The following is a 12,213-nucleotide window of genomic DNA, read 5'->3' as shown; positions in this document are numbered from 1 at the left end:
CGGTGAACGTCTCCACCCACAACACCTCAGCCCGCAACACCCCACCCATACAAGAGGAATGCCCCATCCCAGATGTTCTGCAACAACCTTTAGAGTGGGCCGGAAAACCATTTCGCAGATCAGGCCTGGATCACGCGTGGATCATGCGCGGATCGCTCGCCGGAATCGACGACAGCAGGGAGCGCGTGACGTGCGGCCAGTCGGCAGCAAGTACCTGCTCGAGGAGCCGCTCGGGCGCGGCGCCACGGGCACCGTCTGGCGCGCCCGCCAGCGTGAGGCGGCCGGTGCGGAGGCGGCGGTGGCCGGTCACCCCGGCGAGACCGTGGCCATCAAGGTCCTCAAGGAGGAGCTGGCCCAGGACCCGGACATCGTCATGCGCTTCCTGCGCGAGCGCTCGGTCCTGCTGCGTCTGACCCACCCCAACATTGTCCGCACCCGCGACCTCGTCGTCGAGGGCGATCTCCTCGCCCTCGTCATGGACCTGATCGACGGCCCGGACCTGCACAAGTACCTCCGCGAGAACGGCCCCTTCACCCCGGTCGCCGCGAGCCTGCTCACCGCCCAGATCGCGGACGCGCTCGCCGCCAGCCACGCCGACGGCGTGGTCCACCGCGACCTGAAGCCCGCCAACGTCCTGGTCGACGAGCGCGACGGCCAGATGAAGCCGATGCTCACCGACTTCGGCATCGCACGCCTGGCGGACTCCCCGGGTCTGACGCGCACCCACGAGTTCGTCGGCACCCCGGCCTACGTCGCCCCCGAATCCGCCGAGGGCCGCCCCCAGACCTCCGCCGTCGACATCTACGGCGCCGGCATCCTGCTCTACGAGCTGCTCACCGGCCGGCCGCCCTTCGCGGGCGGCACCGCGCTGGAGGTCCTGCACCGCCACCTCAGCGAGGAGCCGCAGCGCCCGCCGAACGTGCCCGAGCCGCTGTGGACGGTCATCGAGCGCTGCATGCGCAAGGAGCCCTACGAGCGCCCGAGCGCGCAGAGCCTGGCGCGCGGCCTGCGCGTGGTCGCCTCCGGCATCGGCGTGCACTCCACGGCCGCCGAGGTCGAGGCCGCCCTCGGCGTCGGCGCGCTCCTCGCCCCCGACCCCTCGCCCGCGCCGGTCCCCGAGACCCCGGGCGCCGCGGACCCGACGCAGATGCTGCCCGGCCGGGCCGGGGCCTCCCCGATGGCCGCCTCGCCGATGGGGGCCTACGACCCCAACGCCATGACCAGCGTGATGCCGCCGGTCGGCGCGGCCGACGCCACGTCCGTGCTCCCGAGCACCGGTGCGCCCGGCGCCGACCCGACCTCCGTGATGCCGCCCGTGCAGCGGCCGGACCAGCCGCATCCGTGGCAGTCGCAGATGCAGGCGGCCCGCGACCGCAACGAGCAGACGCAGATGCAGTACCTGGACCCGAGCGAGGACCCCCTGCGCCGCCGGCCGCAGCGCCAGGGCCCGCCGCCGCAGCAGCAGTACCAGCAGCCGCAGCGACCCCAGCAGCCTCCGCAGCCGCAGCGCCCGCAGCAGCAGCCGTACCGGCAGGCGCCGCCGCCGCAGCAGTACCAGCAGCCTCAGCAGTACCAGCAGCAGCAGTACTCGCCGCCGCCCCCGCCGCAGCACTATCAGCCGCAGCAACAGCAGCACCCCCAGCAGTACCAGCAGCCTCAGCAGCAGCCCCAGTACCGCCAGCCCCAGCAGCCCCAGCAGCAGCCCCCGCAGGGTCCGCCGCCGGGCCGCCGGCCGGAGCGGCGGGAGCCCCGCGAGCCGCGCCGCAGCGCGAACCCGGTGAAGATCCCGGGGCTGGGCTGCCTCAAGGGCTGCCTGGTGATGATCCTGGTGTTCTTCGTCGCGGGCTGGCTGGTCTGGGAGCTGACCCCGCTCCAGGAGTGGGTCGGCACCGGCCGCGGCTGGTGGGACCAGGTGTGGACCTGGGGTTCGGACGCCGTGGACTGGGTCACCGCGATCGGTGACTCCGCGGGCGGAGGTTCGACCGGCTGATCCCACCGCGCCCCTGAGCGTGCCGCGCACCGGCACAATCCACCCGAACCGGGCCTTGTGCCGGTGACTTCGTGGATTTGTCGACTTCCGGGACGTGATTTCGCCCGCAGAAGTGAAGGTCGCCGCGATCCGTGGACTCCAACACCCACCCGGCCGCGTAGCTTTGGTGCGTACGCCAGCCGCTGAGGGAGCAGTTGTGGCACGGAAGATCGGCAGCCGGTACACCGCGCACCAGATCCTGGGACGCGGCAGCGCGGGCACGGTGTGGCTGGGCGAGGGGCCTGACGGCCCCGTCGCCGTCAAACTGCTGCGCGAGGACCTCGCGTCCGACCAGGAACTCGTCGGACGGTTCGTCCAGGAGCGCAGCGCGCTCCTGGGCCTGGAGCACCCGCACGTCGTCTGCGTCCGCGACCTCGTCGTGGACGGCAACGACCTCGCCCTCGTCATGGACCTCGTCCGCGGTACGGACCTGCGCACGCGCCTCGACCGCGAGCGGCGGCTCGCCCCCGAGGCGGCCGTCGCCATCGTCGCGGACGTCGCCGACGCGCTGGCCGCGGCGCACGCGGCCGGGGTCGTGCACCGGGACGTGAAGCCGGAGAACGTCCTGCTCGACATGCAGGGCCCGCTCGGCCCGGGCGGCGCGCATCCGGCGCTGCTCACCGACTTCGGCGTGGCCAAGCTCATCGACTCACCGCGGCGGTCCACCGGCGGCCGGGCCTCGGCCCCCACCACCCGGATCATCGGCACGCCCGACTACCTCGCGCCGGAGATCGTGGAGGGACTGCCGCCGCGCGCCGCGGTGGACATCTACGCCCTGGCCACCGTGCTGTACGAACTGCTCGCCGGTTTCACGCCGTTCGGCGGCGGGCATCCCGGGGCGGTGCTGCGGCGCCACGTGACGGAGACCGTCGTCCCGCTGCCCGGCATCCCCGACGAGCTGTGGCAGCTGATGGTCCAGTGCCTGGCGAAGGCCCCCGCCTCGCGGCTGCGGGCCTCGGAACTCTCCCTGCGGCTGCGGGACCTGCTGCCGCTGCTGGCGGGGATGCCGCCGCTGGACGTGGACGAGCCGGACGAGCCCGAGCAGCCGGAGTTCGCGGAACCGGAGGCCGTCGCCGATCCGGCTCGGCGCCGGGGTGTGGTGCCGCTGGTGCCCGGCTCCGCCACGGACTCCAACCGGGACACCCACACCTCGATGCGGGTGCCGGGGCCGGACGAGCTGGCGGGCGGGGCCCTGGGCACGGCGCGGGTGCCGCGGCCCGCCGGGGGGCACCGGCCCGGGTCCGCGCGGCACCGGGCGGAGGCCGTCCGCAAGCGGAGGCTCGCGCTGTCGGCTGCGGCCGTAGCCCTGGCCGCGGCGGTCGGCGTCGGCAGCTGGCTGGCCGTCTCCTCCGACTCGGCGCCGCCCCAGGACGACAAGCAGTCGGGCTCGACGGCCCCGTAGCGCCGCATGCGGGTGTGCAGCCCTGCGGGGCGAAGTCCCCTACCCGCCCTTCGCCCGTTCCCCGGGGCTGCGCCCCGGACCCCCTGGGGCTCCGCCCCAGACCCCGCGCCTCAAACGCCCGCGGGGCTGGATTGTGCCGCTGCGCGGCAAACCAGCCGGACGCCGGCCAAACTCAGCCCCTCCGGCGTTTGAGGAGCGGGGGTCCGGGGGCTGGCCCCCGGGAACGGGTCCGGGCGGAGCCCGGGGAACGGTGGAAGGGCGGGTAGGGGACAGCCCCGCAGGGCTCCCGGGGCGGGCTACGCGCCGGAGACCAGTTCCGGGTGCCAGCGCCGTGCCACCGCCGGGTGCGCCCGGACCCAGCCCTTCAGCTCGTTGCGCCCGTACTCCGCGTGGAGCGGGTTCGCCGCGTCGTGCGCTATCCCCGGCGCCCCGCCGAGGTAGTCGCCCGGGACCGTCTCGATGACCGCGTCCAGGCGCGGGTTGTAGAAGAACGGCACCGAGAACCGCTCCACGCCCCCCGCCGGACTCACCACGCGGTGGTCCGTCGCCGTCAGGTACCCCTCCGTCGCGATCTCCAGCAGCTCGCCCAGGTTGACCACGAAGGCCCCCGGCAGCGGCGGCACGTCCAGGAAGGCCCCGTCCCGGACCACCTGGAGCCCGCCCACCGAGTCCTGGAGGAGCAGGGTGAGGAAGCCGTAGTCCTTGTGGGCCCCGACCCCCTGGTCGGTGCCCGTCGGGGCGGCTCCCGGGTAGCGGATCAGCTTCGTGTGCAGGTGGGGCCGGTCGGCGAAGGCGGCGTCGAAAAAGTCCGCCGGTGCGCCGATCGAGGCGAGCAGCTCCCGGAGCAGCCGGTGGGCCACCGCCGCCAGCCGGGACTGCCACTCCAGCACCACGTCCCGCAGTTCCGGAAGCGCCGCGGGCCACTGGTTCGGGCCCTCCAGCCACTGGTACGCCGGGTCGTCCGGCCCCACTTCCCGGGCGGCCCGCTCCGCGCCCACGTCGAGCTGGTCGCGCCAGTCGGATGCCCCGCCGGTCAGCTCGTGCCCGATGCGGGTGTACCCCCGGAAGTGCGGGGAGTTCAGATTGCTCACGGCCAGCCGGTCGGCCTCCGGGAGGGCGAAGAACGCCCTGGTCAGCTCGAGGATGCGGGCGGTTTCCGAGGCAGTGACCCCATGCCCTGTGAGGTGCAGGAAACCGCTGTCCCGGGCGGCCGCGTGCAGTTCCTTGCGGAAGGAGTCGCGCAGCGCCGGATCATCGGCCTGGGAGAGGTCCAGTACCGGGAGCAAGGGGTCCTCGGACGCGGCAGAGGCCGAAGAAGAGCGAGAAGAGGGAGAAGAAGAAGGAGAAGAAGCGGAAGGGTGCGCGGACGGCATGACGGCTCCGTTTCGGATGTCACGGGGTCCTGTCCCCAGGGGTGGCGGGGGCCGCGGCTGGGGAGGGCCGCCGGCAGGGTTGGCGCCGGGGCCGCGAGGCCGCGTACAGGACCAAGTCGGATCGGGGTGGATCAGGCTTGGGGATGGTCCGGCGGCAGACAACTCGTCGTCGTGACACGCATGTGGTCCACATGGCGGCGCTTGACGAGGAAGACGGTCATATCGTGAGCGTACGCCCGTACGAACCGTCATTAGTACGGGGGATTCGGCCTGGCCGGAGAGCCGCCCCCGGGGACCGGCTACGCTGGACCCGTGGCAGTCGTCGATGTTTCCGAAGAGCTGAAGTCCCTCTCCTCGACCATGGGGTCGATCGAGGCCGTCCTGGACCTCGACAAGCTGAGGGCAGATATCGCCGTGCTCGAGGAGCAGGCCGCCGCGCCGTCCCTGTGGGACGACCCGGAGGCCGCTCAGAAGATCACGAGCAAGCTTTCGCACCTCCAGGCGGAGGTCCGCAAGACCGAGAACCTGCGCGGGCGCATCGACGACCTCGCGGTGCTGTTCGACCTCGCCCAGGAGATGGACGACGCGGACACCCTCGCCGAGGCGGAGACCGAGCTGGTTTCCGTGCGCAAGGCGCTGGACGAGATGGAGGTCCGCACCCTGCTCTCCGGCGAGTACGCCGAGCGCGAGGCGCTGGTCAACATCCGGGCCGAGGCCGGCGGCGTGGACGCCTCCGACTTCGCCGAGCGCCTCCAGCGCATGTACCTGCGCTGGGCCGAGCGGCACGGCTACCCGACCGAGATCTACGAGACCTCGTACGCGGAAGAGGCCGGCATCAAGTCGACCACCTTCGTGGTCAAGGCCCCGTACGCCTACGGCACCCTCTCCGTCGAGCAGGGCACCCACCGCCTCGTCCGGATCTCGCCCTTCGACAACCAGGGCCGCCGCCAGACCTCCTTCGCGGGCGTCGAGGTGCTGCCGGTCGTCGAGTCCAGCGACCACGTCGAGATCGACGAGGGCGAGCTGCGCGTGGACGTGTACCGCGCCTCGGGCCCCGGCGGCCAGGGCGTCAACACGACCGACTCCGCGGTGCGCATCACGCACCTGCCGACCGGCATCGTGGTCTCGTGCCAGAACGAGCGCTCGCAGATCCAGAACAAGGCCAGCGCGATGAACGTTCTCCAGGCCAAGCTGCTCGAGCGGCGCCGCCAGGAGGAGAAGGACAAGATGGACGCCCTCAAGGACGGCGGAAGCTCCTGGGGCAACCAGATGCGGTCCTACGTCCTGCACCCGTACCAGATGGTCAAGGACCTCCGGACGGAGTTCGAGGTCGGCAACCCGCAGGCGGTGCTCGACGGCGAGATCGACGGCTTCCTGGAGGCCGGGATCCGCTGGCGCAAGCAGCAGGAGCAGACCGCGTAGGTTCCGCCCGGGTGCCGCGCAGGTTCCCGTGGAACAGCCGGAAGGGCCCGGACGCCGTCGAGGTGTCCGGGCCCTTCCGTTCGTGCGTCTCCTGCGTCTACTGCGTCTGATCGGGACGTGGCGGCTGAGGAACTACGCCGTCTGCTGGGCCACCAGTGCCAGCGCGGCCACCAGGATCACCAGCAGCGCGACGAGCGCCACCGGGTTCAGTCCACCGGAGAAGGGGCCCTCCTGCTGGAGGCGCTCCCGGTTCGCCCGGCACACGCGGCAGCGGCCCTGGCTGACGGGTCCGGCGCAGTTCGCGCACACGAGCCGGTCATATGTCATGCGCTCCTCCTCTCGTCCCCTCGGTTACAACGGTCGCGGGAACGGGTCCGTTCCCCCTCCCACTGTGCCAGCTTCGATGACATTCGGCGCGGCCCCTCCGGGCAATCGCGGTCGTACACCTCTCGGACCAGGGGATATATCGGGCAACTCCGGACGCCGGGTCCACACCTCGCGCCTGTTCGCGTATGGTCACGGACACCTACTCCCGGCGACCGTGGTGCACCCGTGATCCGATTCGACAACGTCTCCAAGTCCTACCCGAAGCAGAGCCGCCCCGCACTCAGAGATGTCTCCCTGGACATCGCGAAGGGCGAGTTCGTCTTCCTGGTCGGCTCCTCCGGCTCCGGCAAGTCCACCTTCATGCGGCTCATCCTGCGCGAGGAGCGGGCGAGCCACGGCCAGGTGCACGTCCTGGGCAAGGACCTCGCCAAGCTCTCCAACTGGAAGGTTCCGCAGATGCGGCGCCAGCTGGGGACCGTCTTCCAGGACTTCCGCCTGCTGCCCAACAAGTCGGTGGCCGACAACGTGGCCTTCGCCCAGGAGGTCATCGGCAGACCGCGCGGCGAGATCAAGAAGGCCGTTCCCCAGGTCCTGGAGCTCGTCGGCCTCGGCGGCAAGGAGGACCGGATGCCCGGCGAGCTCTCCGGTGGTGAGCAGCAGCGCGTGGCCATCGCCCGTGCCTTCGTCAACCGGCCGGCGCTGCTGATCGCGGACGAGCCCACCGGCAACCTGGACCCCCAGACCTCCGTCGGCATCATGAAGCTGCTGGACCGGATCAACCGGACCGGCACCACCGTGATCATGGCGACCCACGACCAGCAGATCGTCGACCAGATGCGCAAGCGCGTCATCGAACTCGAGCAGGGCCGTCTCGTCCGCGACCAGTCGCGCGGCGTCTACGGCTACCAGCACTGAAAGGCTCCTGAGACGCGATGCGCGCCCAGTTCGTCATGTCGGAGATCGGGGTCGGTCTCCGCCGCAATCTGACCATGACCTTCGCGGTCATCATCTCCGTGTCCCTGTCGCTGGCCCTGTTCGGCGGTTCCCTGCTCATGCGCGACCAGGTGAGCAAGATGAAGGGGTACTGGTACGACAAGGTCAACGTCTCCATCTACCTCTGCAACAAGAGCGATGCCGAGGCGACCAACGGGGCCTCCTGCTCCAAGGGTGCGGTGACCCCGGAGCAGAAGCAGGCCCTGGAGAAGGAACTCAAGGGGATGGACCTCGTCGAGGCCGTCACCTACGAGTCCTCCGACGAGGCCTTCAAGCACTACAAGGAGCAGTTCGGGCACACCGCCCTGGCCGCGTCCATCACCCCGGACCAGATGCCGGAGTCCTTCCGGGTGAAGCTCAAGCAGCCGGAGAAGTACAAGGTCATCACGACCTCCTTCTCCGGACGTGACGGCGTCCAGTCGGTCGAGGACCAGCGCACCGTGCTGGACAACCTCTTCAGACTCCTCGGCTACCTCAACTGGGCCGCCCTCGGCATCATGCTGATCATGCTGATCGTGGCCCTGCTGCTGATCGTCAACACGGTGCGCGTCTCGGCCTTCAGCCGTCGGCGCGAAACCGGGATCATGCGGCTGGTGGGAGCCTCCAGCTTCTACATCCAGGTGCCGTTCATCATGGAGGCGGCCTTCGCCGGCCTGATCGGCGCGCTGTTCGCCTGCGGGATGCTCGGGGCGGGCCAGTACTTCGTGATCGACCACGGTGCCGCGCTCCGCGACAAGATGGAGCTCATCAACTTCATCGGCTGGGACTCGGTGCTGACCAAGCTGCCGCTCGTCCTCGTCATCGGCGTACTGATGCCCTCGCTGGCGGCCTTCATCGCGTTGCGCAAGTACCTGAAGGTGTGACGAGCGCCCCGCGAGCGGTACGGCCAACCACCCGTACCATCGCGGGCCTTGTCCTAGACTCGGCGCCATGCCGGGACTGCCCGCCCTCTGTCTCCGGCCCCGTGACGTACGTCGCGGGGCCGTTTTGACGTTGGTCTTCCTCGCCGCCGTGGGGGCCGGCGCCTGTACCGGGAGCTGGGACCGCGCCGCCTCCGGGCCGTCCGCCGCCCCCGCCGCCCTGGTGGCGGCCACGGAGTCCGCCGCGGGACAGCCAGGGCCGCGTGCACCGGTTCGGGCGCCGCGTGAGGCGGCCACCGCCGACCGGGACGCGGTGGCCCGCGCGGCGGCCGAAGCCGTCGCCGAGGGCAAGTCCGCCAAGTCGGCGGCCCAGGACGTGGTCAGCCGCAGCGGGGACCGCTGGGCCGCGGTGTACGACCAGGGCGAGTACGAGGCCTTCGCCGACGACCTGGACGGCCAGTGGACGGGCGTCGGCCTGTGGGCCGGGCGGCGGCGCGACGGCCGCATCGAGGTCGACCGGGTCCAGCCCGGCAGCCCCGCGGCGCGGGCCGGGATGCGCGCCGGGGACCGCCTCCTCAGCATCGACGGGCAGGGCGTGACCGGGCTCGGGGTGGCCGAGGTGGTGTCCCTGCTGCGCGGTGAGGCCGGCACCCCCGTGCAGCTGAAGCTGACCCGCGCCGGGGCCGACCTGACGGAGACGGTGCGGCGCGAGAAGCTGCGCAGCGAGCCCGTGACGGTACGGGAACTGCCCGGCGGGATCACGGTCATCAAGGTCGCCTCCTTCACCCGGGGTTCCGGCGACCTGGTCCGCTCCGCCGTCCGCGCCGCCCCGGCCGGCGGCGGGGTCATGCTCGACCTGCGCGGCAACACCGGCGGCCTGGTCACCGAGGCCGTGACGGCCGCCTCCGCCTTCCTGGACGGCGGGCTGGTGGCGACGTACGACGTGCGCGGGGCGCAGCGCGCCCTCTACGCGGCCCCGGGCGGCGACACGGCCCGCCCGCTGGTGGCGCTGATCGACGGCGGCACGATGAGCGCGGCCGAGCTGGTCACCGGAGCCCTCCAGGACCGCGGCCGGGCGGTGGCGGTCGGCACCCGCAGCTTCGGCAAGGGCGCGGTGCAGATGCCGACGGAGCTGCCCGACGGATCGGTGGCGGAGCTGACGGTGGGCACGTACCGCACTCCGGCGGGCCGCAGCCTGGACGGCACGGGCATCACCCCCGACCTGGCGGCGGCGGACCGGGTCGAGGAACGGGCCCGCACGGTATTGAGTGGCATCGGGGTGGGTCCGTAGTGCGAAAATGACCGCACTATGGCTAAGGAAACAGGGCGCAAGCTGATCGCCCAGAACAAGAAGGCGCGGCACGACTACACGATCATCGACACCTACGAGTGCGGCCTCGTGCTCACGGGTACCGAGGTCAAGTCCCTGCGCCAGGGACGCGCCTCGCTGGTGGACGGCTTCGTGTCGGTGGAGAGCGGCGAGGCCTGGCTCTACAACGTGCACGTGCCGGAGTACAGCCAGGGCACCTGGACCAACCACAGCGCGCGCCGCAAGCGCAAGCTCCTCCTGCACCGCGAGGAGATCGACAAGCTGGAGTCGAAGACGGGGGAGACGGGCAACACGATCGTGCCGCTCGCCCTGTACTTCAAGGACGGCCGGGCGAAGATCGAGATCGCGCTGGCGAAGGGCAAGAAGGAGTACGACAAGCGGCAGGCGCTGCGCGAGAAGCAGGACACGCGCGAGACGAACCGGGTGATCTCGGCCGTGAAGCGCAAGGAGCGCGGCCAGCTTTAATCTTCTGGCATGCAGTGGTCCACTTCGCGTACGATGGCGTCAGCACCACGCGCTTGCGGGTGGCGCCGGTCGGGCGGGACGCATGGAGAGCGCCTGCTGGATCTCATAACTGAACAGCTTGAAACATGGGGATGATCGGTTTCGACAGCGGATGTCGATGTAGGGGAAGCGAGCCGAGGAAGCGGCAATGATCTCGTTAACCATATGTCGCAAACAATAATCGCCAACTCCAAGAGCGATAACTCCCGCTTCACCCTCGCTGCCTAATAACAGTGAGCTGAAGCCTCTGTGAGGAGCGTCAGCCCGGAAGTGGTCCCGGTCCGGATCCTGGCGTCAATTAGGGATCTAAACCTCTAACTCCGGTCACGGGGGATAGAGGGAAATCAAACAGTGACTGAGCCCGTCGGAGACTTGTCCGTGTGATCTCCGGGGCCGAGAAAAGCGCAGCGGAATGCGCTCGGAGAAGCCCTACTTCTGCACCGTTGGACGCGGGTTCGATTCCCGCCATCTCCACAACCCCCATGTTGGGTAAAGGCCCCGCGGCCCTCAGGCTGCGGGGCCTTTGTCGTGCCCGTCAGCGATGTGTGACGGTCCGGAGGAGTCCGACTCCGCCCAGGAGGAGTGCCAGCAGGGCCGCCCCCGCGGGCAGGGCGTACGGGGCCGTGGTGCCCCAGTGGTCGATCGCCGCGCCGGCCGTCGCGGAGCCGGCGGCGATGCCTGCGAGGAGGGCGGTGAAGGCGAGGGTCATGCCCTCGTTGAGGCGGCCCGGCGGGGTGACGGCGTGGATCCGGGACATCGCGGTCACCATGACCGGGGCCGTGGCCATGCCGGCCAGCAGCAGGGCCAGGGCCAGGGGGAGCAGGGAGCCGGTGGCCGCCGCCGCCCAGGGCAGGGCCATGGCGAGGGCCAGGACACCGAGGCAGACGGGGAGCGTGCGCGGGCGCAGGGTGCCGTAGAGCAGGCCCGCGGCGCAGGAGCCGGCGGCCTGGAGGGCGAGGACCGGGCCCGAGAGCCCGCCGAGGCCGTGGGCGCCCAGGTGGGCGATGGAGGTGATCTCCATGGAGCCGAACATCGCGCCGAGCGCGAGGAAGAGCGGCAGCAGTCCGCCCAGGGCGCGGAGCGGGGAGGGCCCCCGGACCGCGGGCGCCGGCGGGGGTTCGGTGGCGCGGTGGGCCGTGAAGACCAGCATCCCGGTGAGCAGCAGGGCGGCCCCGGCGAGGGCGCCCGCCTCCGGGAAGGCGGCGGTGCACAGGAAGGCGGCGGCCACCGGCCCGAGCATGTAGGCCAGTTCGTCCGCGGCCTGTTCGAAGGACATCGCGGTGTGCCGGGAGGCCGGGTCGTCCCGCAGCAGGTGGGTCCAGCGGGCGCGGGACATGCCGCCGATGTTGGGGGTGGTCGCGGTGGCGGCGTAGGAGGCGAAGAGGGTCCACGCGGGGGCGCCGGTCCGGACGCACACGACGAGGGAGAGCGAGCCGAGGACCGCGATCAGGGTGGCGGGCACGGCGACCCTGGCCTGCCCGTGCTGGTCGACCAGCCGGGCCGTCCAGGGCGCCACCAGGGCGGTGGCGGCCAGACCGGCGGCCACGACCGCCCCGGCGAGGGCGTACGAACCGCGCTGCCCGGAGATCATCATGACGGCGCTGATGCCGAACATGCCCATGGGGAGCCGGGCGATGAGGTTCCCGGTGGTGAACCCGCGGGTGCCGGGAAGCGCGAAGAGCCGCCGGTACGGGCCCGGGGCGCGGGCCGGCAGTCCGGCGCGGGTCCGTTGCGCAGCGCGGGCCGGGTGCGCCGCGCGGTACGGGTGCGCAGCCCGGTACGGGTGCTCCTGCCGTGCCGGGGCGGCGGCGAGGACCAGCGTGCTGCCGGAGACGGCCATGAGCGGGCCGCGCGAGGCCGGGGTGACCGGCGGGGCAACCGGCGGGGTGGTGGGCATGGATCAAGGCTCGGGCCGGGGGCCGTCAGCGGTCCAACACCTGTTCAGGGCCGATTCACCGCTCTGCGTTGTCAGT

10 protein-coding genes and 1 other RNA gene are annotated in these 12,213 nt (G+C 71.6%); 8 read left to right on the top strand and 3 right to left on the bottom strand.

Annotated features, from left to right (window positions below):
• The first annotated feature begins 190 nt into the window (after positions 1-190).
• Complete coding sequence (locus ACIA8F_RS33585) at positions 191-1,990, top strand: protein kinase (RefSeq protein ID WP_399384529.1); 1,800 nt, start codon at positions 191-193, stop codon at positions 1,988-1,990.
• A 196-nt stretch (positions 1,991-2,186) separates the two neighbouring features.
• A complete protein-coding gene (locus tag ACIA8F_RS33580) occupies positions 2,187-3,431 on the top strand; it encodes a serine/threonine-protein kinase (protein ID WP_399384527.1) in 1,245 nt (414 codons plus the stop codon).
• A 296-nt stretch (positions 3,432-3,727) separates the two neighbouring features.
• Here ACIA8F_RS33580 and ACIA8F_RS33575 read toward each other — a convergent pair whose 3' ends face one another.
• Positions 3,728-4,804: an isopenicillin N synthase family dioxygenase gene (locus ACIA8F_RS33575; RefSeq protein ID WP_399384526.1), complete on the bottom strand. Its 1,077-nt coding sequence runs from the start codon at positions 4,802-4,804 to the stop codon at positions 3,728-3,730.
• A 312-nt stretch (positions 4,805-5,116) separates the two neighbouring features.
• Between ACIA8F_RS33575 and prfB the strand changes: the two genes are divergently transcribed.
• On the top strand, positions 5,117-6,226 hold the full coding sequence (prfB, locus tag ACIA8F_RS33570) for a peptide chain release factor 2 (protein WP_399384525.1): 1,110 nt from the start codon (positions 5,117-5,119) through the stop codon (positions 6,224-6,226).
• A gap of 132 nt (positions 6,227-6,358) precedes the next feature.
• Here prfB and ACIA8F_RS33565 read toward each other — a convergent pair whose 3' ends face one another.
• Positions 6,359-6,553, bottom strand: coding sequence for a hypothetical protein (locus ACIA8F_RS33565; RefSeq protein WP_399384523.1), 195 nt, complete (start codon positions 6,551-6,553; stop codon positions 6,359-6,361).
• 225 nt (positions 6,554-6,778) lie between these two features.
• Here ACIA8F_RS33565 and ftsE point away from each other — a divergent pair, with 225 nt between their 5' ends.
• The 5 genes from ftsE to ssrA all read left to right on the top strand — a co-directional run bounded on the left by ftsE (position 6,779) and on the right by ssrA (position 10,717).
• A complete protein-coding gene (gene ftsE / locus ACIA8F_RS33560) occupies positions 6,779-7,468 on the top strand; it encodes a cell division ATP-binding protein FtsE (RefSeq protein WP_243337359.1) in 690 nt (229 codons plus the stop codon).
• A gap of 17 nt (positions 7,469-7,485) precedes the next feature.
• Positions 7,486-8,409 carry a permease-like cell division protein FtsX gene (gene ftsX, locus ACIA8F_RS33555; protein WP_383951457.1) on the top strand — a complete coding sequence of 308 codons (924 nt, stop codon included), beginning with the start codon at positions 7,486-7,488 and terminating at the stop codon, positions 8,407-8,409.
• 67 nt (positions 8,410-8,476) lie between these two features.
• On the top strand, positions 8,477-9,697 hold the full coding sequence (locus ACIA8F_RS33550; RefSeq protein ID WP_399384521.1) for a S41 family peptidase: 1,221 nt from the start codon (positions 8,477-8,479) through the stop codon (positions 9,695-9,697).
• 18 nt (positions 9,698-9,715) lie between these two features.
• Complete coding sequence (smpB, locus tag ACIA8F_RS33545) at positions 9,716-10,201, top strand: SsrA-binding protein SmpB (RefSeq protein WP_399384519.1); 486 nt, start codon at positions 9,716-9,718, stop codon at positions 10,199-10,201.
• A 127-nt stretch (positions 10,202-10,328) separates the two neighbouring features.
• Positions 10,329-10,717: a transfer-messenger RNA gene (gene ssrA / locus ACIA8F_RS33540) on the top strand.
• 58 nt (positions 10,718-10,775) lie between these two features.
• Here ssrA and ACIA8F_RS33535 read toward each other — a convergent pair.
• Entirely contained in the window at positions 10,776-12,137 is a 1,362-nt protein-coding gene (locus ACIA8F_RS33535) for an MFS transporter (protein ID WP_399384518.1), read from the bottom strand.
• Positions 12,138-12,213: the final 76 nt, after the last annotated feature.

The sequence above is a fragment of the Streptomyces sp. NPDC051563 genome (genome assembly GCF_044454225.1).
In the GTDB taxonomy this organism is placed as follows: domain Bacteria; phylum Actinomycetota; class Actinomycetes; order Streptomycetales; family Streptomycetaceae; genus Streptomyces.
Note: the sequence above shows the minus strand (reverse complement) of the source record. Positions and strands in the feature narration are given on the sequence as shown.

Excerpts from the sequence above, each read along its gene's own strand:
- ACIA8F_RS33575 (WP_399384526.1), bottom strand. The coding sequence starts at position 4,804 with ATGCCGTCCGCGCACCCTTCCGCTTCTTCTCCTTCTTCTTCTCCCTCT.
- ACIA8F_RS33535 (WP_399384518.1), bottom strand. The coding sequence starts at position 12,137 with ATGCCCACCACCCCGCCGGTTGCCCCGCCGGTCACCCCGGCCTCGCGC.
- smpB (WP_399384519.1), top strand. The coding sequence starts at position 9,716 with ATGGCTAAGGAAACAGGGCGCAAGCTGATCGCCCAGAACAAGAAGGCG.
- ACIA8F_RS33550 (WP_399384521.1), top strand. The coding sequence starts at position 8,477 with ATGCCGGGACTGCCCGCCCTCTGTCTCCGGCCCCGTGACGTACGTCGC.
- ACIA8F_RS33565 (WP_399384523.1), bottom strand. The coding sequence starts at position 6,553 with ATGACATATGACCGGCTCGTGTGCGCGAACTGCGCCGGACCCGTCAGC.
- ftsX (WP_383951457.1), top strand. The coding sequence starts at position 7,486 with ATGCGCGCCCAGTTCGTCATGTCGGAGATCGGGGTCGGTCTCCGCCGC.